This window comes from Streptomyces sp. ML-6, assembly GCF_030116705.1.
In the GTDB taxonomy this organism is placed as follows: domain Bacteria; phylum Actinomycetota; class Actinomycetes; order Streptomycetales; family Streptomycetaceae; genus Streptomyces.
This window is the reverse complement of the sequence record NZ_JAOTIK010000002.1, coordinates 183,260-204,196: the sequence shown is the minus strand read 5'-3', so window position 1 is coordinate 204,196 and position 20,937 is coordinate 183,260. Positions and strand designations below refer to the sequence as shown.

Annotated in this window: 14 protein-coding genes; 8 read left to right on the top strand and 6 right to left on the bottom strand. The window is 73.7% G+C overall.

Annotated elements, in window-relative coordinates; genetic code table 11:
* Positions 1-135 precede the first annotated feature (135 nt).
* From OCT49_RS34875 to OCT49_RS34865, 3 genes are read right to left on the bottom strand one after another with little or no spacing between them, the layout of a single operon-like run.
* Positions 136-1,692 carry a long-chain-fatty-acid--CoA ligase gene (locus OCT49_RS34875; RefSeq protein ID WP_283856167.1) on the bottom strand — a complete coding sequence of 519 codons (1,557 nt, stop codon included), beginning with the start codon at positions 1,690-1,692 and terminating at the stop codon, positions 136-138.
* A gap of 9 nt (positions 1,693-1,701) precedes the next feature.
* Positions 1,702-3,204 carry a serine hydrolase domain-containing protein gene (locus OCT49_RS34870; RefSeq protein WP_283856166.1) on the bottom strand — a complete coding sequence of 501 codons (1,503 nt, stop codon included), beginning with the start codon at positions 3,202-3,204 and terminating at the stop codon, positions 1,702-1,704.
* A gap of 16 nt (positions 3,205-3,220) precedes the next feature.
* Positions 3,221-9,175: a non-ribosomal peptide synthetase gene (locus tag OCT49_RS34865; RefSeq protein ID WP_283856165.1), complete on the bottom strand. Its 5,955-nt coding sequence runs from the start codon at positions 9,173-9,175 to the stop codon at positions 3,221-3,223.
* Between the two features lie 282 nt (positions 9,176-9,457).
* Between OCT49_RS34865 and OCT49_RS34860 the strand changes: the two genes are divergently transcribed.
* Complete coding sequence (locus tag OCT49_RS34860; RefSeq protein ID WP_283856164.1) at positions 9,458-10,315, top strand: hypothetical protein; 858 nt, start codon at positions 9,458-9,460, stop codon at positions 10,313-10,315.
* A gap of 186 nt (positions 10,316-10,501) precedes the next feature.
* Here the strand turns inward: OCT49_RS34860 and OCT49_RS34855 are convergent, their stop codons facing one another.
* From OCT49_RS34855 to OCT49_RS34845, 3 genes are read right to left on the bottom strand one after another with little or no spacing between them, the layout of a single operon-like run.
* Positions 10,502-10,738, bottom strand: coding sequence for an MbtH family protein (locus OCT49_RS34855; protein ID WP_283856163.1), 237 nt, complete (start codon positions 10,736-10,738; stop codon positions 10,502-10,504).
* Positions 10,735-11,022 (bottom strand): phosphopantetheine-binding protein, encoded by a 288-nt coding sequence (locus tag OCT49_RS34850; RefSeq protein WP_283856162.1) that lies wholly within the window; start codon positions 11,020-11,022, stop codon positions 10,735-10,737. Before OCT49_RS34850 ends, OCT49_RS34855 begins: the two co-directional genes overlap by 4 nt.
* Positions 11,015-12,166 carry an NAD(P)/FAD-dependent oxidoreductase gene (locus OCT49_RS34845; RefSeq protein WP_283856161.1) on the bottom strand — a complete coding sequence of 384 codons (1,152 nt, stop codon included), beginning with the start codon at positions 12,164-12,166 and terminating at the stop codon, positions 11,015-11,017. The genes OCT49_RS34850 and OCT49_RS34845 overlap by 8 nt, the downstream gene beginning before the upstream one ends.
* A 430-nt stretch (positions 12,167-12,596) precedes the next feature.
* Here OCT49_RS34845 and OCT49_RS34840 point away from each other — a divergent pair, with 430 nt between their 5' ends.
* Genes OCT49_RS34840 through OCT49_RS34810 form a run of 7 tightly spaced genes read left to right on the top strand, consistent with a single transcriptional unit; the run spans position 12,597 to position 20,875 of the window.
* Positions 12,597-13,181 carry a hypothetical protein gene (locus tag OCT49_RS34840; protein ID WP_283856160.1) on the top strand — a complete coding sequence of 195 codons (585 nt, stop codon included), beginning with the start codon at positions 12,597-12,599 and terminating at the stop codon, positions 13,179-13,181.
* Positions 13,182-13,226: 45 nt separating this feature from the next.
* Positions 13,227-14,945: a non-ribosomal peptide synthetase gene (locus OCT49_RS34835; protein ID WP_283856159.1), complete on the top strand. Its 1,719-nt coding sequence runs from the start codon at positions 13,227-13,229 to the stop codon at positions 14,943-14,945.
* Positions 14,942-16,234, top strand: coding sequence for a cytochrome P450 (locus OCT49_RS34830; RefSeq protein ID WP_283856158.1), 1,293 nt, complete (start codon positions 14,942-14,944; stop codon positions 16,232-16,234). The genes OCT49_RS34835 and OCT49_RS34830 overlap by 4 nt, the downstream gene beginning before the upstream one ends.
* Complete coding sequence (locus OCT49_RS34825; RefSeq protein ID WP_283856157.1) at positions 16,231-16,998, top strand: thioesterase II family protein; 768 nt, start codon at positions 16,231-16,233, stop codon at positions 16,996-16,998. The genes OCT49_RS34830 and OCT49_RS34825 overlap by 4 nt, the downstream gene beginning before the upstream one ends.
* Entirely contained in the window at positions 16,998-18,086 is a 1,089-nt protein-coding gene (locus OCT49_RS34820) for an amidinotransferase (protein ID WP_283856156.1), read from the top strand. The genes OCT49_RS34825 and OCT49_RS34820 overlap by 1 nt, the downstream gene beginning before the upstream one ends.
* 9 nt (positions 18,087-18,095) lie before the next feature.
* Positions 18,096-19,049, top strand: coding sequence for a fatty acid desaturase family protein (locus OCT49_RS34815; RefSeq protein WP_283856155.1), 954 nt, complete (start codon positions 18,096-18,098; stop codon positions 19,047-19,049).
* Complete coding sequence (locus OCT49_RS34810) at positions 19,046-20,875, top strand: non-ribosomal peptide synthetase (protein ID WP_283856154.1); 1,830 nt, start codon at positions 19,046-19,048, stop codon at positions 20,873-20,875. The genes OCT49_RS34815 and OCT49_RS34810 overlap by 4 nt, the downstream gene beginning before the upstream one ends.
* The last annotated feature ends 62 nt before the right edge of the window (positions 20,876-20,937 follow it).

Genomic DNA, 20,937 nt, shown 5'->3' with positions numbered 1-20,937 from the left:
CGGCGGACGAGGGCTTCGCGGCGGGCAGGCCGCCGTCCGGGCTCATCGTCGCGGAGCCGGATGGCGGGGGCGGGTCGTTCGGCTGCCGGGCCGCTCCCCGCGAAAGCGCAGGCCGGCGCGGGGGCGGCGCGGACCTCATGGGCCCACTACGGGATCGGCCGGGGGTGCCGGGACCGGGTGGCCCTCGCGCAGGCGGCTCTTCAGCACCTTGCCCGCACCGGACAGCGGCAGTTCGTCGAGGAAGTCGTAGCCGCGGGGGATCTTGTAGCCCGCCAGCCGGGCGCGCAGGTGGCCGTCGAGTTCGGCGGCCGTGGGACGCCGGCCGGGGGCGGCCACCACCACCGCGTGCACCCGTTCGCCGTACCGCTCGTCGGGCACCCCGATCACCGCGCAGGAGGCCACGGCGGGATGCTCGCGCAGGGCGTTCTCCACCTCGCCGGACCAGACGTTCTCACCACCGGTGATGATCATGTCCTTGATCCGGTCGACCACGTACAGATAGCCGTCGGGGTCCAGGTAGCCCGCGTCGCCGGTGCGCAGCCAGCCGTCCCGTACCGTCTCGGCGGTCTGCTCGGGCCTGCCCCAGTACCCCTGCATGACGTGCCCGCCCCGGCAGGTGATCTCCCCGACCTCGCCGGGCGGTACCACCGTGCCGTCCGGGGCGACCACCCGGACCTCGGCGTGCGCGGCGGCCCGGCCCGCCGAGTAGCGGTGCGGCCCGCCGTGGTCGGCGGGGGAGAGCAGGGTGACCGCGGGCGACAGTTCCGTCATGCCGTACGCCTGTACGAGTTCGAGGTGCGGGAGCAGCGCGGTGACCCGGTCCAGCAACTGTCTGGGCATGGGCGAGGCCGCGTACACCAGCCGTCGCAGCCCGGCCATCGGCTCGGGGGTGAAGTCCTCATGATCGAGCAGCAGTTGAAGCATCGTCGGCACCAGGAACAGGTCGGTGACCCCGTGCGCGGGCACTGCGGCGAGCAGCGCGGCGGGGTCGAAGCCCGGGAGAGTCACCTGGGTGTTGCCCGCCACCGACTGCATGACCCAGTGCGCGAGGTCCCCGAGGTGGAACATCGGCGCGGTGTGCAGGAAACGCCCGCCGGGGGTGGCGAGGAACCCTGATGCCAGGCAGCCCAGGGCGGAGGTCAGCAGGTTGGCGTGGCTGAGCATGACGCCCTTGGGGGCACCCGTCGTGCCGCCGGTGTAGAACAGCGCGGCCAGCGCGTCACCCCGCCGGCGCGCGTCCGGCACCGGGGCGCTCGCGGCGATCAGCTCCTCGTAGTCCGTGCAGCCCTCGGGAGCGGGCCCCTCGCCCGCGTACACCACGTGCCGGACCCCCGGGCAGCTGTCGCGCAGTGCCGGCACCGCGGCGGCGAACGCGTCGTCCACGACGAGCAGCCGGGCCTCGCAGTCGTTCAGCGCGAGGGCCACCTCCGGCTCCGCCCAGCGGGTGTTCACCGGGGCGAGCACCGCGTCCGCCCAGGGGACGGCCATGAGGTGTTCGAGGTAGCGGTCGGAGTTCAACGCGTACATGGCGACCCGCTCGCCGGGGGCGAGCCCGAGCGAGCGCAGTCCGGCCGCCAGCCGGGCCACCCGGTCGACGTGGGTGGCGAAATCACGCGCCCGCTCCCCGTGCACGGTCGCGATCCGGTCCGGGTACTGCTGCAGGGCCCGGTGCAACGGCTGGGTCAGATACATCGGGGCCCCTCACCGGTGGGGTGCGCAGAAGACAGGAGCGGGCAGCGGGAACTCCGCCGAGGTGGCGCCGCATTCGAGCGCCCACAGCGCGGCCTCGGGACCCCGCTCGCGGGCGTACCGGCGGATGCGCCCCGGATCGGGTGCCAGTTCCGCGAGGTCCGCGACCCCGCTCGCGAACGCGTCCACGTCGGGACCGGGCGTCGGCGTGCCGTCGAACGGGCGGGTGCGCTCCGCCATGGACCGCACGGTGGCGGCGTCGAACCGGCCGGTGAGACCGAGCGCCGCGTACGCCCGCTCCCCGACGACGGCGCCCATCAGCGAAGACGCCTCGGGCCCCGGCGCGACCGCTTCCCGGCGGCCGACGGCCCGTCGGCGGCGGGGCGGCACACCGTGGGCGGCCCAGCGGGCGGCCCACTGGGCCACGATGCCCGCGGCGTTGCGGTCGGCCGGGTTGTGCAGTCGCATCATGTCCCACTTGTTGGCCATGGCCACCACGACCAGATCGAGGTGGGGGTAGACCCGCGCATCCCACCAGTACCCCCACGGGTAGGCGGCGGAGTGACCCCACCACCACAGCCGGCCGTCGCGCTCGGGACTGCTCATCTCCAGGCCCGTCCCCGCGAACGTGTCCGGGGTGACCGGGCTGGAGCGGGTGACCCGCGGACGCAGCATCGCCTGGAGACCCGCGGGACCGACCACCCCGTCGGCGCCCTTGGAGGTCCGCAGCAGCGACTGGAACAGCCGGGCGTAGTCGAGGGGAGAGGTCACCAGCCCGGCGCCCGGGTAGGTCGCCGAGTGGTAGACGGGCGAGGGCACGCACCACGGACCGAACCCCATGTACCCGGTGGCGTGGCCCGCACCGTCCACCAACTCGTCCCACCGGGACGGCTGCCCGGAACCGGTGGGCAGGGCGGAGGAGTCCATGCCCAGCGCCTTGAAGACCGAACGGTCCACGTAGGACGCGTAGTTCTCCCCCGCCACCTGCTCGACGGCACAGCCCACCACGGACATGCCGAAGCTGGAGTAGGCGAATTGGCCCGGCGGCCCGTAGAGGGGACACACCCCGCCGTACTCAGGGGTGGTACCGGCCTCGTGGCGCAGCGCCACGTACTCGGCGATCGGGCGGGGCCGGGTCAGCTCGGCGTCGATGATGTCGGTGCGGTACCCCCCGGTGTGCGAGGTGAGCATGCCCGCCGTGACCGGCTGTTGTGCCTCCGGATTGGCGGGCCGGGCACCAGGGGGGAGGAACGGCGCGATCGGGCCGTCCACCTCGATGTCACCGGCCTCGGCGAGCCGGGTGAGCGCCAGCCCGACCAACGGCTTGCTCAGCGAACCGGCGGTCGCGGACGAGGCCCCCGTCATCGGCACCCCCCGGGCCAGGTCGGCGTACCCCGCCCCCATCCCGCGCAGTTCGGTGCCGGTGGCGAGCGCCACCGCCACACCGGGGGTGTTCGTACCGGCCAGGATCTCCGGCAGGACCTCTTCCAGCGCGTCGGCCAGATCGTGGAACATGCGCACCTCCGGGCAGTCAGGACGCACGGGCGGCGTCGATGTGGGGCAGGACGTCGGCGAGCGAGGCGCATGCCGGATCGGTGAGCGCGCCCAGCGCGGCGGCCAGGGCGCGCCCCACGCGGTCCACCTGGGCCAGGTCGAACCGGCCGGTGTCGAACATCAGCCGCGCCGCGGGCCGGGGACCGTCCTCGACGATCAAGGTCAGCGGGTAGTTGTTGGAGTCCGCGACCCGCAGCGCCCCGGCCCCGCCGCCGTGCAGGGCCGTCCGGACCTCGTCGGCGACCGGATAGTTCTCGAACACCACGACCGTGCTGAACAGCGGCCGGCGCCTGCTGACCTCGGCACAGCGCGCGACGGCCGTGAGCGGGGTGTGCTCCGAGGGCATCCGGCCCCGCGCTTCCTGGATCCCGCGGAGCCAACTGCCCGGCGGGGAAACGGAGTCGACACGTACGCGCAGGGGCAGGGTGTTGATGAACATGCCGATCATCTGCTCGATGCCGGCCGGCCCCGAGCGGCCGGAGACGGTGGCGCCGAACACCACGTCGTCCGTGCGGGCGTGACTGGCGAGGACCAGTCCCCAGGCGGCCTGGAAGACGGTGCTGCGGGTGAGCCGGGCGGACCGGACGAAGGTGTCCAGCCGCTCACCGAGCCCTTCCGGCAGCCCGACCTCGTACAGCTGGTGGCCGCCGGGCCGGCCCGGTTCCCGGCCCGGCGGCAGGGGAGTGGGCTCGGTGAACCCGGCCAGGTAGCGGGTCCAGAACTCGTGGTCCGGAGTGCTGTCCCGGCCGGCCAGCCAGGCGAGGTAGTCCCGGAAGGGCCTGCGGGCCGGGCGGTGCATCGGGGCGTCGTCGCGGATGGCCCGGTACAGCGCCAGCACGTCGTCGACGAGGATCGCGCTGCTCCACCCGTCGATCACCAGATGGTGCGCCTCCATCAGCACCCGCCACCCGTCGACCCCCTCGTCGATCAGGGTGATCCGCACCAGCGGCCCCCGCTCCAGGTCGAACTCCCGCCCGGAGGCGAGCAGTTCGTCGAGCGCCCGGCTCCGTTCCGCCGCCGGCCGCGCCGACCAGTCCAGCCGGGCTACCGGGAACCGCGCCCGCTCGTCGACCACCTGGAGCGGCCGGTCGACCAGCCGCCACACGACCCGGGTCCGCAGCACGGGCACCCGGCTCGCCGCTTCCCGCCAGGCCTGCGCGAAGGCGTCCGGGTCCAGCCCGTCCGCCTGCCAGGACAGCCGGGTCGTGTAGAGCCGGGCGTCGTCGCTCTGCACCGTGTGGAAGAGGATGCCCTCCTGCACCGGGGAGAGCGGGCAGATGTCCTCGATGCCCCGACAGGAGCCGAACTGGCGGGCCAGTTCGGCAGTGGACAGCCCGGCCAGTGGAAAGTCCGCCCCGATGCGGAAGCCGGCGTCCGCTCGGGCGGCGGCCCCGGCGATCTCGGACAGCGCCGTGACCACTCCGGAGGCGAGGGCCTCCATGGTCCTCGCGGCGAACGCCCCGGTGTCGTAGGACAGCGCGACCCGCAGCCGGCCACCGGCCACCTGCGCGACGACCTCGACCGGGTAGGGGAGGGGCCGGGTGCCCGCGCCGAGCGCGCGCACCGGATCGCCGACGGTGGTGAACACCTCGTGCGCGGCGGCGGTGTCGTCCGTACGGCCCAGGTAGTTCAGCTGCACCTCGGCGCGGGCGAGCCCGGACAGCGGGCCCTCGGCCCCCGGCCGCAGGAGCAGCCCGTGGCCGATGCCGCGGCCGGGCACCGCCGCGACGCTCTCGCGCACCGCGGCCAGGCAGCCCACTACGTCGTCCGGGTCGACGCCCCGTACGGCGACCGGATGCACGGCGGTGAACCAGCCGACGGTGCGCGTCAGGTCGACCTCGGCGAACAGCGGCTCCCGGCCGTGGCCCTCCACGTCCACGAGCACGTCCGGCGAGCCGGTCCAGCGGCACAGCGCCAGTGCGAGCGCCGCCAGTACGGTGTCCTTCGCCTCCGCCCGGAAAGCCGCGGGCACCTCGGTGAGCAGGGCGCGCGTCTCCTGCTCACCGAGCTCGGCCCCGATGACCGCCGTGGCGTCGCGCGTGCCCCCGGCCCCCGGCCCGCCGCCCTCGCGCGGGAGCGGTGGCACCGCCTCGGGCACGAGACCGCGCCAGACCTCCGCCTCCCGCACGAGCTCCGGGTCGCGGGCCCGCTCGTGCAGCCGGTCCGCCCAGGCCGAGAAGGACGTGGTCCTCGCCGGCAGGTCACCGCCCCGGCAGAGGGTGCCGAGATCCTCCAGCAGCACCCGCCAGGACACCACGTCCACACACAGGTGGTGCACGGCCAGCACCAGCCGGCGGCCCGTCAGCGCGGCGCGCAGGACCACCCCGGCCCCGAGGTCGAAGCCGTCGACCGCGTGGCGCAACGCGGCCTCGGCCCCGACGGCCGGCCCCAGGCGCTCGATGCGGCGGCGGGGCTCGTGCGGGAGGATCTCCTGCACCCAGCCGTCGCGGTCGCGACGGAACGCGGCCCGCAACTGGTCGTGGTGCGCCACCAGCGCGTCGAGCGCGGTGTCGAGGACGTCCGGCGCCAGGTCCGGCGCCAGTTCGAGCACCGTGTACTGGGTGAGGTGGTCGCGCTCCGGGTCGCCCTCCGCGAAGAACGCGTGCTGGATCGGGGTCAGCGGGCAGCGGCCGGTGACCTCCTCCTGCTCCGCGACCGGTGCCCGCCCGGCCCCGACCGCCGTCGCCTCGGCTGCCAGGTCGGCCAGGACCTGGTGCTGGAACAGCTGGTTGGGCGTGATCCGGTACCCCGCCTCACCGGCCCGCGTGGCCACCTCGATGGCCCGCAGCGAGTCGCCGCCGAGGGCGAAGAAGTTCTCGTCGACCCCGACCTCCTCGAGCCCGAGCACGGCGCACCAGATGCCGGCGAACAGGTGCTCCTCGCGGGTACGGGGCCGCACCAGCGCGCCGCGCCCGGTGACGGCGGGCTCGGGCAGCGCCCGCTGGTCCACCTTGCCGTTGCGGTTGAGCGGCAACGCGTCGAGCGGCACGATCACCGCGGGCACCATGTACTCGGGCACCCTCTCGGCCAGGTGCGCGCGCAGCCCCGGGACCACGGAATCGTCCGCGGCCACGACGTAGGCGACGAGCCTCTTGTCCCCGGACGGGCCGCCGCGGGCCACGACGACCGCCTCCCGCACGCCGGGATGGGCCGTGAGGTGCCCCTCCACCTCCCCGGGTTCGATCCGGAAGCCGCGGATCTTCACCTGGTGGTCGGCGCGGCCGACGAACTCCAGGTTGCCGTCGCCGATCCACCGCACCAGGTCACCGGTGCGGTACACCCGGCTGCCGGGCGGGCCGAACGGATCGGGCAGGAACCGTTCGGCGGTCAGCCCCGGCCTGCCGTGGTAGCCGCGGGCCACGCCCGTGCCCGCCAGGTACAGCTCGCCGGTCACGCCCTGCGGCACCGGGGCGCCGTACCGGTCCAGGACGTACATGCGGGTGTTCCACGCCGCGCGCCCGAGCGGGATGCGGGTGATCCCCGGCTCCAGCCGCCAGAAGTTCGTCTGCCCCGAGACCTCGGCCGGCCCGTACTGGTTGTGCAGCTCCGCCCACGGCAGCACCTCGTGGAAGCGCTCCACCAGGTCCGGCGTGATCGCCTCGCCGCCGCAGTGCACCTGCCGCAACGAGGTGCACTGCGCGACGCGGGGCGTGGCGAGGAACTCGCGCAGCATCACGGGCACGAAGTGGACCAGCGTCACCTGCTCGTCCTGGACGAGCCGGGCCAGGTAGTCCGGGTCGCGCTGGCCGCCGGGGGCGGCGACCACGACGGTGGCGCCCGCGGTCAGCGGCCAGATCACCTCCCACATGGACGCGTCGAAGGTGAAGGGCGCCTTCTGCAGCAGCCGGTCGCCGGGGCCCAGGCCGTACTCGGCGGTGTCGCACGCGATGAGGTTGGCAGCCCCCCGGTGCGGGGTGAGGATGCACTTGGGCTCGCCCGTGGAGCCGGAGGTGTGCACGGCGTGCGCGATGTTGTCGGGACCCACACCGGTGACCGGTGCGGTGGTGGGAAGGTGGGCCGGCACCGTCAGGTCCGGGTCCAGCTCGACGACGGGGACGACATCGCGCGGCAGACGGGCATGCCCCGCGCGCCGGGTGACCACCGCCAGGGCGCCGGTGTCGGCCAGCAGGCGGCGCAGCCGGGACTCCGGCTGCTCCGGGTCGAGGACGACGACGGCGGCGCCGGCCTTCATCACCCCCACGAGGGCCACGACCGCCTCCACCGACCGCTCGGCGCAGACCGCGACGATGCGCTCGGGCCCGGCGCCCAGGGCGCGCAACCGGTGCGCCAGGGCATTGGCGCAGGCGTCGAGCCGGCCGTACGTCAGCTCCCGGTCCCCGTCGCGCACGGCGATCCCCGCCGGCCTGCGGCGGGCCTGGGAGGCGATCAGCTCGTGCAGACAGCGCTGGTCGGCATCGGGCCGCGCGGTGTCGTTCCACTCCTCCAGCACCCGCGTCCGCTCCCGCTCGCCCAGCAGCGGCAGTGCGGAGATCGGGGTGTCGGGCGCGGCGACGGCGGCCCGCGCGAAGGTGCGGAAACTGTCCGCGAAGCGTTCGATGGTCCCGGCGTCGTAGAGGTCGGCCGCGTACTCCAGCCGGGCCACCAGCCCGTCCGGCCCTTCGGCCAGCCCCATCGCGAGGTCGAAGTGGTGGGTGCCGGTACCGGTGGGGAACGCCGTCACCTCGACGTCCGGCAGGGCCGGCGCGGCCTCGCCCACACCGCCCTCGACCTGGGCCAGCAGCAGGTCCGTCGACCGGTCGCTCTGCTCGGTGACCTGGAAGCTGATCTGGTGCAGCGGGTGGACACTGAGCTGACGCACCGGCTGGAGCCGCTCGACCAGGACGTCGAACGGCAGCTGCTGGTGGTCGAAGGCGTCCAGCGCCGTACGCCGGACCCGGCCGATCAGCTCGCGGAAGGTGGGGTCGCCCGACAGATCGGTACGGAGGTTGACGCTGTTGATGAAGAACCCGATCAACGGCTCCAGCTCGGCGAGATCGCGCCCCGCCACCGGCGAGCCGACGACCACGTCCTCCTCCCCGGTGTAGCGGGCCAGGAGCGCGTCCAGCACCGCGAGCAGCACCATGAACAGCGTGGCCTGCTCCGCCACCGCCAGCCCGCGCAGGGCGGCGGAGGTGTCGGCAGGGACCGTGAACAGGTGCTCCGCGCCCTTGTACGTGGGCACGACCGGGCGGGGCCGGTCCTGCGGCAGGGTGACGATCTGCGGCGCGCCGCGCAGGGTGGCGACCCAGTGCTCCAGATCCGCCGCGAAGCGCTCGCGGGTGGCCGCGGAGCGCTGCCACGCGGCGAAGTCGGCGTACTGCACCCGCAGTTCCGGGAGTTCGCAGGGGCGCCCCGCCAGCCGGGCCTCGTACGCCGTGCGCAGTTCGCGAAAGAGCACGCCCAACGACCAGCTGTCGACGACGATGTGATGCATGCTCAGCAACAGCACGTGGTCGTCCGGAGCCAGGACGAGCACGGTCGTGCGCAGCAGCGGCCCGCTCTCCAGGTCGAAGGGCCGCGCCGCCTCCGCACGGGCCAGTGCGCGCGCCTCGGCCTCGGCGGCCGGGTGCCCGGTCAGGTCGACCACGGCGAGGGGAACCGGCGCCGGCTCGTCGATCACCTGCCCGGGTTCGGTTCCGTGCGTGGTGAACCTGGTGCGCAGCGCCTCGTGCCGCGCGACCACGTCGGTGAACGCCGCCCGCAGCGCGGGCACGGAGAGCGGCCCGCGCATCCGGTGGGCCAGCGGAGCGGTGTAGACGGGGCTCTCCCCGAGAAGCCGGTCCAGCACCCACAGCCGCTGCTGGGCGAACGAGAGAGGGAGCGGTCGGTCGCGAGCGGCCCGCCCGATCGTGTCCCGCGCGAGGCCGTCGCGACGCAGGAGCAGACCGAGGAGTTCCCGGCGGCGCGCCGCCGATTGATTTCCTGCCGTCATGTACGCATCGTCGTGGAACCGGGCCGCGCCCCGGAGACATCCGGTTGACGCGCCCCCGGGGGCAACTTCGCTGCTCGGCCGGGGCCGCCGGGCCGGCCTATGGGCACGCTACGGGGCAGCGCCCGCACCGGGGGCGGCGGGCACCGATTCCGTAGTCGACTCGCGGCCGCCGCCGCGTCGTGCGGCCCACCTGCGCATCCGCCCGGACGGGGTGCCGCGGCCGTGTCGCCCTCCCGGCAGGCGCGCCCTCCAGCATGGGCGTGAAACCCAGCCGGAGGATGTATGACCACCGAAGTCACCGCACCGTCGATCACCGGCGAGGTTCTGCCCGCCGACCGTTTCCAGCTGCACGAGAGCGAGGGCGCGCTCGACATCGAGCGCGTACTGGACGTCCTGAACGGCCGACTGGCCGCCTACCGGGTACGGCACTTCGTGCCCGCGGCCCAGTGCGCCACCCTCACGCGGAACTTCTGGGACTCCCCGCACCGCACCCCGCGCTACGGCGAGGGCGCCGAAGGCATCGAGGCCCACATCCTCGGCGCGTCGCACATCGACCTCTCCACCCGGGACTACCTCGAGGCCGCAGCGGACGCACGGGAGGCCGTGGCCGCCCTGTACGACGGCGCGTGGGACCCGATCGCCCGGCTGCGCGAGGCGCTGGCCGAGCGGATCGGCGTGGTCCGCCCCGCCGGACACGACGGCCGGGAAGCCGGCCCGTCCAAGGCGGTGTGCTGGAACAACGACTCCCGTGAGTTCCTGCTGCTGCCCCACGACGATCTCGCACAACTCAGCGATCCCCTCCAGGCCGGCTTCGAGATCCAGCGCGTCCGGCGGGTGATGGCGGTCAATGTCTACCCGCACGTCCCCGGGGGGCGGGGACAGCTGCGGCTGTGGAACATCGCGCCCGACGACCGGAGCCGCGCGCGCCTGGGCCTCAGCCACAGCGGGTACCCGTACCCTCCCGAGCTGCTGACCGGCCACGCCTCGCTGACCGTCCCGGTGGCGACGGGCGACCTGTGCGTGATCAACGGCAATCTGGTGCACGCCGTGCTCGGCGGCGGCTCGGCGGCCGAGCGCGGCAGGCTCCTGCTGACCTGTTTCACCGGCCTGGTCGACGACGAAGTCCTCTGCTGGACCTGAGAGAGCCCGTGCCGAAGCCCCGGCGGGGTTGCCCGCCGGGGCTTCGGCACGGACCACGACTCGGGGACAAGGACTCCGAGTCCGGCTCCGGGACACGTACGACGGCCTCGGGACCCGGACCACGAACCCGGAACTCCGGCCCCGGTGCACCGTAGCGGAACCGGTGCACGGAGGCCGGGCGCCCGGCTACGCCTCCTGTGCGGCCATCTGCTCCCGCAGGCTCCGGGGCCGCATGTCCGTCCACACCACGTCGATGTGGTCCAGACACTCCTGCTTGGTCCCCTGCGTTCCGGTCTCCCGCCAGCCCGCCGGGACCTCTCGGTGCGCGGGCCAGATCGAGTACTGCTCCTCGTCGTTGATCACGACGCCGTAGCGGGTCTCGTTCCCGTCACCCTCGTCACCGGTGCCGTTGTGCGTGCTCATGTCGTTCCCTCTCCCATCTGCGCCGTCACCGCGTCCCGGAACTCACCGAACAGCGGGGTCTCCCACACCTGCACCATGTCCACCTCGACCCCCAGTTCGCGCCGCAGGTAGGACACGATCCGGGTCACCATGATCGAGTCGCCGCCGAGCTCGAAGAAATCGTCGTCCTCGGTGAGCGCCGGCACGCCGAGCACCGCGCGCCAGGAGCCGGCGATCACCGCCGAGGGATCGGCGGGAGCGGCGGCCGTGCTCCCGGGGTTCTCGGGTCCTGCCCGGTCAGACATAGTTGCTCTCCGTCCGCAGCTGTGCGGCGCCGTCGAACCGCCGCGCGTCCAGGGGGCCGACGTCGACGAACGGCTCCCTGCCCAGCACCAGATCGCGCACGATCTCTCCGGCGGCCGGCGCCTGCATGAAGCCGTGCCCGGAGAACCCGGTGGTGTAGAGGAAACGGCCGACCTCCGGGGCCTCTCCGATCAGGGCGTTGTGGTCCGGGGTGACTTCGTACAGGCCCGCCCACCCGCCGGTGATACCGGTGCCGAGCACGCCGGGCACCCGCGTGGCCATCTTCTGCGCGAGTTCGGACAGCCACTCGTCCGTGCGGTCGAGCCGGAAGCCCGGCGGCTCCTTCGGATCGGACATGCCGAACATCAGGCCCCGGCCCTCGCGCCGGAAGTAGAAGGCCGAGGAGAAGTCGAGCGTCATCGGCACCGGCACGCCGGGCGCGACCGGCTCGGTGAACGCCAGTTGCCTGCGGTACGGGGTGACCGGCAGGCGGACGCCCACCATCTCGCCCACCGCGGACGACCAGGCGCCCGCCGCGCAGACGACCGTCGACGTCCCGATCCGGCCGCCGGTGGTGTGCACGGCGCGGATCTCCCCGCCCCGGGTCTCGATCCCGAGCACCTCGCAACCGGTCAGCAGCGTGGCGCCGTGGCGCCTGGCCCCGACGGCGTACCCGAGGAGGGCCGACTCCGGTGTGCAGTACCCGTCCTGCGGCGAGAACGCCCCGGCCAGCAGCCCGTCCGTCTCGATCAGCGGAGACAGCCGCTTGGCCTCGTCCGGCCCCACCATCCTGCTCGGCACGCCCAGTTCGTTCTGGAGGGCGACGCCCGCCTCGAAGGACTCCACGTCCTGCGGCCGCGAGAGCAGGAACAGGTAACCCGGGGTGCGCAGGTCCACGTCCTGTCCGGGCCGGCTGCCGAAGCGGTGGTAGGCGGCCAGACCGCGGGCGCCGAGACGGATGTTGAGCGCGTCGGAGAACTGCGCGCGCACCCCGCCGGCGGCCTTGCACGTGGAGCCCGACCCCAGCTCGTCCCGCTCGACCAGCACCACGTCGCGCACGCCGGCCTCGGCCAGGTGGAACGCGACGCTGGTGCCCATGATCCCGCCACCGACGATCACCACCCCGGCAGAGGATGGAACGTCCATTCCAGACTCCCTCACGCTCGTTCCGCACAGGCCGCCCCCATCGTCGCCCGCCGGCCTGGCACCTCCCGGCCGCCCGGGGACCGCCCGCGTGCGACGGAGACCGAGACCAGAAGGCCGTCCGGTGGGACGGCAGTGGATTCGGTACGGGAGACGACCCGGCCGCGCGTGCGGTGGACACTTCGGCGCCGTCCGCCGTGGGACTCCCGTATCGCCCCTGCCGAAGCGGCCCTGAGCAGAGACGATCGCCCGGCCGGGACGTCGGCGGCTGCCACCTCGGTGAGCACGCCCCCGGACACCATGACCTCTTGTGGCAGGCGCAAAAGCAACAGCGAGCGCGACCATCGGTCGCGCCTTCAACGGTCCTGCGCACTCAGCCCATGGCGGGTATGCGTGCGCGGTCTTCGCCCGCGCTTCCGGTCTGGAGCCGCCAGTGGCCGTGACGCTGCTCGCCGCCCCACCACTGGAAACCCCGATGGAGGTGAAGGGCGTCGGCAAACGTGTCTCCGTCCGCGCGGGCGACACCCTGGTCGCCACCGTCTCCTCGGCGGGCCGGGCCCCGTGGGCGGTGCCTCCGGTCGACCTCACCACCGCGCGGATCGCGGCCCGTCGCTTCCCCGGCCGCACCGAGCACCCGTTCCCGACCTGCTTCGCCTGCGGCCCCCGCCGCACCGACGGGCTGCACCTGACCCCCGGGGCCGTACCCGGCCGGCCGCACACCGTGGCCTGCCCCTGGACACCGCGCACCGACGACCCGGACATGTTGTGGTGCGTGCTCGACTGCCCCGGGGGCTGGGTCGACGGGCGTCCGGCCCCGCAGGTGCTCAGCAGGCTCTCGGTCGTCGTCCCCGGCCGCATCGAGCCCGACACGCCCCACGTGGTGGTCGCCGAGCGGCTCGGCGCGCACGGCCGCACGGTGAGCGTCGGCAGCTCGGTCCACACCGCGTCCGGTCACCTCGTCGCCACCGCCGCCGCGGTGTGGACGGCGGTCCCCGACGGGCTGCGGCACAGCCACTGACCGGCCCGGCCGGCGAAGCCGGAGAACCCAGCAGAGGAGGACTGCATGCACCACGCGAGCACCATCACCGCCGCGTTCGCCCGTCAAGTGGCCGCCCGGCCCGATGCCGTCGCGGTCAGCGCGCCCGACGCCACCCTCTCGTACGCCGAACTGGACGCGCGCGCCGGCCTCCTGGCCGGACACCTGCGCGAGCTCGGCGTGGTCCCCGAGTCCCGGGTGGCCGTCGACCTGCCGCGGTCGGCCGACCTGGTGGTGACCCTGCTGGCCGTGCTCAAGGCGGGCGGCTGCTACCTCGCCCTGGACCCGCAGCAGCCCGAGGAGCGCCGGGCACTGGTGCTCAAGGACGCGGGAGCCCAACTCGTGGTGACGCCCGAACTGCTGGCCGCCGCGACCGCCGCCCCGGACCCGGCGCCCCTGCCCGGATCCGGCCCCCAGAGCACGGCGTACCTCGCCTACACCTCCGGCTCGACCGGCGCCCCGAAAGGCGTGTGCGTCCCGCACCGCGCGGTGATCCGCCTCGTACGGGAACAGGAACTGCTGCCGATACGGCCCGACGACGTTTTCCTGCTCCTGGCCCCCGTGGCCTTCGACGCGTCGACACTCGAACTGTGGGGCCCGCTGCTCAACGGCGCCCGCCTGGTCGTCGCCCCGCCCGAGGACCCCTCCCCGGCCGGCATCGAGGACCTGGTCCGGCGGGAGGGCGTCACCACCCTGTGGCTGACCGCCGGGCTGTTCCACTCCGTGGTCACCGCCCACCGGCTGCGGGGCATGCGCGGACTGCGGCACCTGATCGCCGGCGGCGACGTGCTCTCCACCGCCCATGTCGAGCGGGCGCTGCGCGAACTGCCCGACATCAGACTGGTCAACGGGTACGGCCCCACCGAGAACACCACGTTCACCACCTGCCACGTGGTCACCGGGGCGGTCGGCGAAGGCCCGGTGCCCATCGGCGTACCCCTCACCGGCAGCACCGTGCACCTCCTCGACGAGCACCTGCTGCCGGTGCCCGAGGGCCGGCCCGGAGAGCTGTACACGGGCGGGTCCGGACTCGCCCACGGATACCAGGGCGACCCGGCCCTGACGGCGGCACGCTTCCTCCCCGACCCGTTCGCCACCACTCCCGGCGGACGGCTCCACCGCACCGGCGACCTGGCCCGGCGCCGCCCCGACGGGGCCCTGGAATTCCTCGGCCGCACCGACCTCCAGCTCAAGATCCGCGGCTTTCGGGTCGAGCCGAACGAGATAGAGGCGGCCCTGCGCACCCACCCGGAGATCGACGACGCCGCGGTCGTCGCCCAACGGCCGCACGGCGAACGGATCCTCGCCGCCTTCTACGTCACCGAGCGCACGCTCACCACGGCCGAACTCCGCACCCACCTGGCCGCACTCGTACCGCGCTACATGATCCCCGCGGTCTACCTGCGCGTCGACGAGCTGCCGCTGAACCGCAACGGCAAGACCGACCGCGCCCAACTCGCCGCGACGACCATGCCCGGCCGCCCGGAGCTGAGCACCGACTACCGCGCCCCGGCCGACGAGCACGAGAGATGGCTCGCCGAACTGTGGGCCGACCTGCTGCAGATCGACGAAGTGGGCGTCGACGACGACTTCTTCGAGCTGGGCGGACATTCGCTGATGGCCACCCGGATCACCGTCGAGATCGACGAGCGGTACGGACGCACGGTGGCCCCGGTCGCCTTCTACGAACACCCGACCGTCGCGGAACTCGCCGAGATGCTCGCCGCGGGGGAGGACCACAGGTGAGGATCACCGCCCCGCCCCACGACGACGGCCCCGGCCCCGGCGCGGTCGACCTGTCGGACCACGACTTCTACGCCACCGGCGACCCCCACCCCCTCTGGGCCCGGATGCGCCGCCACACCCCCGTGCACCTGAGCACCCTCCCCGACGGGCGCTCCTTCTGGTCGGTCACCCGGTACCACGACGTCAACACCGTGCTGCGCGACCACACCAGGTTCACCTCCAGCAGGGGCACCCTGCTGTCCGTACTGGGCGGCACCGACCCCGCGGGCAACCGGATGATGGCTGCCAGCGACCCGCCGGTGCACACCGCGCTGCGCAAGCCGATGGCCAAGGTGCTCTCCCACCAGGCCCTGCGCCCCTACAACCCGCAGGTCCGCCGCGTGGTGCACCGCATGCTCGCACCGCTGCTCGACGGCGGGGTGTGGGACCTGGCCGAGGCGGGCGCCCGCTTCCCGATGGCGTTCACCGGCACGCTGATGGGCCTGCCGGAGGAGGACTGGGACCGGCTGACCCGGCTGACCACCACGGCCATCGCCCCGCAGGACGCCGACTACCGGCACTCCGAGGGACACGGCACCCTGGCCGCCGCCCACCACGAACTGTTCGCCTACTTCTCCGGCCTGGTGCGCAGGCGCCGCCGCGACCCGGGCGACGACCTGGTGGGGTTCCTGCTCGGCATGGAGGCGGACGGGCGCCCGCTGCGCCACGACGAACTCGTCTACAACTGCTACAGCCTGCTCCTCGGCGCGAACGTCACCACACCGCACGCCGTCGCCGCCACCGTCCTCGCACTCGTCGACCACCCCCGGGAGTGGGACCGCTGGCGGGCCGACCCCTCGCTGACCTCCACCGCGATCGAGGAGGGCCTGCGCTGGTCGTCCCCGGCCAACCACTTCCTGCGCCACGCCACCCGCGACACCCACCTGCGCGGCCGGCACATCCGGGAGGGCGACGCGGTGGTGGCCTGGCTCGGCTCGGCCAACCGCGACGAGGAGATCTTCGCCGACCCCTACCGGTTCGACCTCACCCGCAGCCCCAACCGGCACGTGGCCTTCGGCTTCGGCCCGCACTACTGCATCGGCGCACCCCTGGCGAGGATCGCGCTGGACGCGCTGTTCCGAACGCTCGTCCCCGCCGTGGAACGCTTCACCCTCGCCGGCCCCGTGGAACACCTGGCGTCCAACTTCGTGGCCGGCATCAAGAGCCTGCCGCTGCGCGCCCGGCTCTCCCCGGGGGCGCGCCGCACCATCGAGGCGGCGGTGGCCGAGGACGGACCGGTGACCGTGTGAGGGCCCCGCGCGACAAGACCTTCCTGCGGCCCGTGCGCGACGACTGCACGGCCCGGCTGTTCTGCTTCCCGTACTCCGGACTCGGCGCATCCATGTTCAACCGGTGGCCGCGCCGGATCACGGACGGCGGCTCGGACATCGAGGTGTGCCTGCTGCAACCGCCCGGCCGGGAGAACCGCCTGCGCGAACCGCACTTCGGCACCTACGAGGAACTGGCCGAACAACTCGTCGGCAGCCTGGAACCCCACCTGGACCGCCCCTACGGCTTCTTCGGCCACTGCGGGAGCGCACTGGCCGCCTTCGCCACCGCGGTGACGATCGCCGGGAGCGGGCTCCCCGCCCCGGCCTGCGTGTTCGTCTCCTCCCAGGTCGCCCCGCACCTGGGCCCCTACGGACGCTACCTGTCGATGAACGACCGGCAGCTGACCGCCGAACTCGCCCGCCAGACCCGCGTCATGGGAGGCGAACCGCACCCGGACGTCCTGGCGCTGAGCCTGCGGGTGATGCGCGCCGACCTCACCGCCAACCAGCTCTACCGCCTCGACGAACCGGTCGTCCTGCCCAGCCGGGTGCGGTCGATCGGCTGGCGGTACGACGTGGAGATCCGGCCGCAGCAGATGGCCGGCTGGGCCCCGTACGCCGCGCCGGGACAGTTCCGGCACGTCGAACTCCCCGGGACGCACCACTCGTTCCTCGCCGCGCCCCGGGTGCTGCGGCAGGAACTCGCGGAAGGGCTGTCCCGTACTACCGAAAGGCAGATGTGATGACTGGGCACAACGACACCGCTACGGCCGGGCCCGTGTGTTCGTACACCGAATGGGACCCGCTGGAGGAGGTCATCGTCGGGATCGTCGACGACGCCAGCTTCCCGCCGTGGCACGAGGCGCTGCCCCCGGTGCTGCCGCAGGACATGCACGAGACGTTCCGCAGCCAGGCGGGCCGGCCCTTCCCCGCCGAGCGGGTCGAGGCCGCGCGCCGGGAGCTGGAGGAGTTCGCGCACATCCTCCGGGCGGAGGGCGTGGTCGTGCGGCGGCCCGAACCCCTCGCGCAGCGCACGACCTACAGCACCCTGCACTGGACCAGCAGCGGCATGTACGCCGCGATGCCGCGCGACGCGCTCCTGGTGGTCGGCGACGACATCATCGAGTGCCCGATGGCCTGGCGCTCGCGCTACTACGAATCGCTCGCCTACCGCCCCCTGCTCAAGGAGTACTTCCGGGGCGGCGCCAGGTGGAGCGCCGGCCCGAAGCCCGAGCTGACGGACGAGCAGTTCGACCAGGAATGGACCGAGCGCCCCCGCCCGGACGGCTCCCCCCACCTGGTCGTCACCGAGTTCGAACCGACCTTCGACGCCGCGGACTTCACCCGGTGCGGACGCGACATCATCGCGCAGAAGAGCAACGTGACCAACGACTTCGGCATCGAGTGGCTGCGGCGCCACCTCGGCGACGAATACCGCATCCACGTACTCGAGTTCAACGACACCCACCCCATGCACATCGACGCGACCCTGGTGCCGATGGCCCCCGGGAAACTCCTCGTCAACCCCGAGCGCGTGCCGAAGGTGCCGGACCTCTTCAGGGGCTGGGACGTCAGGCCCGCCCCCCGGCCGGTCCTGCCCGACACCCACCCGCTGTACATGACCAGCAAGTGGATCAACATGAACATCCTGATGCTGGACGAGGACCGGGTGATCGTCGAGCGCCAGGACGAGCCGATGATCCAGGTGCTCAAGAACTTCGGCTTCACCCCGATCCTGTGCAACTTCCGCAACTTCAACAGCTTCGGCGGCTCGTTCCACTGCGCGACGCTCGACGTGCGCCGCCGCGGAACGCTGTGCAGTTACCTCTGAGGAGTCACCGTGCGGATCTGGAAGCACACGCCCAAGGACGCGTTGCTGCTCGGCTACAGCCTGGCGCAGCCGGTGCTGACGGTCTGGGTGGCGGCACAGTGGCACTCGTCCCCGGTCCGGGCCGGGGTGGGCGGCGGGCTGCTCGTCGCGGTGATGACCGCCTACAACATCATCGTGGTCTCCCACCTGTTCACCCATGTCCCGTGGTTCGCCTCCGCCGGGCTGAACGCGGTGGGCTCCCTGCTGAACTCCGCCAACATCGGGCAGTCCGTGCAGGCGTACCACCTGACCCACGTGCGCAACCACCACCGCTTCAACAACGACCCCGTCGGCGAGGACGGCACCACCCGTGACACGTCCTCGACCTACCGCGACGGCCGGGACGGCGAACACGCCCCGCTGGGCCGCTACATCCTCCTCGGCGCGCTGGAGACCTTCGCGGACCGGGTCCGGGACGTCCTGCGGGCGCACCGGCTGTGGCGGGTCGGCCCGGACGAGCACAAGCTGCTCTCGCTCGCCCACAACCGGGAACCGAGACGCACCCGCGAACTGCGCCAGATACAGGCCGACCGCGCCGCGCACTGCCTGGCGCTCGCCGGACTCCTGTGGGTCTCCTGGCAGTGGACGCTGCTGGTCTACCTGCCGGCCTGCTTCGTCGCGCTGGTCCTCGTCAACGTCCAGAACTACTTCCGGCACTACGGCGCCGACCCGCTGGACCGGACCACCGACTCGGTCAGCTACTACGGCACCTTCTACAACCGCATCGCGTTCAACGACGGCTACCACCAGGAACACCACCTCAGTCCCGCCAGCCACTGGTCGCAGCTGCCGGAGGTACGCGCCCGGCGCCTGGACGGGGTGGCCCCCGGGGCCCGGATCATCAGCCCCGTGCCCGCCGTACTGGGCTTCCTGCACCGCGACCGCCCGCTGCTGCACCGCCGCGAGGCGGGTGGGACCCCGTGACCCTCCTCCCCGTGCACCAGCAGGTCGCGGCGCGGGCCGCCGCCCGGCCCGACGCCCCCGCGGTCACGAGCGCCCGGGGAGTGCTGAGCTACCGGGAACTGGACGAGCGGGCCAACCGGCTCGCCCACCACCTGGTCGCCCTCGGCGTCCGGCCGGAGTCGCGGGTCGCCGTCCACCTGCAACGGTCCACCGAGTCGGTCGTGGTACAGCTCGCCGTGCTCAAGGCGGCGGGGGCCTACCTCCCGGTGGACCCGGCCCAGCCGCCCGCCCGCATCGCGCACGTACTGGCGGACGCCGCACCCGCCGTCCTGATCACACGGGGGCCCGGGGAGGTGCCGGCCCCGCCCGGAGCGACGCACCTGGACCTCATCCGCGACGCGGCGGCTGTCGCGGCCCGGCCGGCCACCGCGCCCCACGTGCCGGTGCTGCCGGACAACCTGGCCTACGTCATCCACACGTCGGGCTCGACCGGAACCCCCAAGGGCGTCATGGTGCCGCACCGCGCCCTGGCCAACCTGGTCGCGTGGCACGTGCACCGCTACGGGCTCGGGCCCGGCGAGCACACCGCGCACGTCGCGGCACTCGGCTTCGACGCCGCGGTGTGGGAGGTGTGGCCCGCACTCGCCTCGGGCGCCCTGCTGCACCTGCCGGACGAGGAGGACCGGTCACGGCCCGAGCGGCTGCTCGCATGGCTGGCGGCCGAGGGGATCACCGTGACCTTCCTGCCCACCCCGGTGGCGCAGGAAGTGCTGCGGCTGCCCCCCGCGCCCTCGCGGCTGCGCACGATCCTCACCGGAGGGGACACGCTCACCGCCGCCCCGCCCCCCGGCACACCGTACGAGCTGGTCAACCACTACGGACCGACCGAAGCCACCGTCGTCACCACGGCGGCCACGGTACCGGCGGGCGCCCCCGGCGTACCCCCCATCGGCCGTCCGATCGCCGAGGTGCGGGTACAGCTGCTCGACGAGGACGCGCGGCCGGTCGCCGACGGGGCACGCGGCGAGCTGTACGTCGGCGGGGCCGGGGTCGCCCGGGGCTATTTGAACCGCCCCGGCCTGACCGCCGAGCGCTTCCTGCCCGACCCGTCGGGGCCGCCCGGCAGCCGCGTCTACCGCACCGGCGACCTGGCCGCCCGGCGGCCGGACGGCGCCCTGTCCTTCCACGGCAGGTCCGACGACCAGGTGCAGGTCCGCGGCTTCCGCGTCGAGCCCGCCGAGGTCACGGCGGTGCTGTCCGGGCACCCCGGGGTGACGCGGGCCGCCGTCGTCGCCCGTTTCGGCAGCCTGTTCGGGTACGTGGTGCCGCGCCCCGGCGAAGGCCCCGCCCTCGCGGAGGCCGTCCGCGAGCACGCCGCGGCCCGGCTGCCCGCGCACATGGTGCCCACGCGCGTCCTCCTGCTCGACGAGATACCCCTGACCGTCAACGGCAAGATCGACCACGGCGCCCTCCCCGACCCGCTGCCGCCGACGCCGGACGTCGTCGTCCCTCCGAGGGACGCGCTGGAGGAGCTGATCGCCGAGACCTGGTACGCCGTACTGGAGCTGCCCGAGCGCCCGGCGCACGTCCACGACGACTTCTACGCCCTGGGCGGCCACTCCCTGCTGGCGGGCCGGCTGACCGTCTGCCTGAACGACCTGTTCGGCGTGGACCTGCCGCTTCGGAGCACGTTCGGCGCCCCCACGATCGCCGCCCTGGCCCGGGAGGTGCGCGCGCGGGAACCGGCCCCCGGACACCTCGCCGACGTCACGGACCGCCACCGCCGGGTGGCGGCGATGTCCGACGAGGAGGTCGAGAAGCTCCTCGCCGAACTGGGCGAAGCCTGAGACCGGCGCCCGGCCCCGCCGCGTGGGTGCCCCGGCGGGGAGCCGGCCCGTACCCGTGGTCC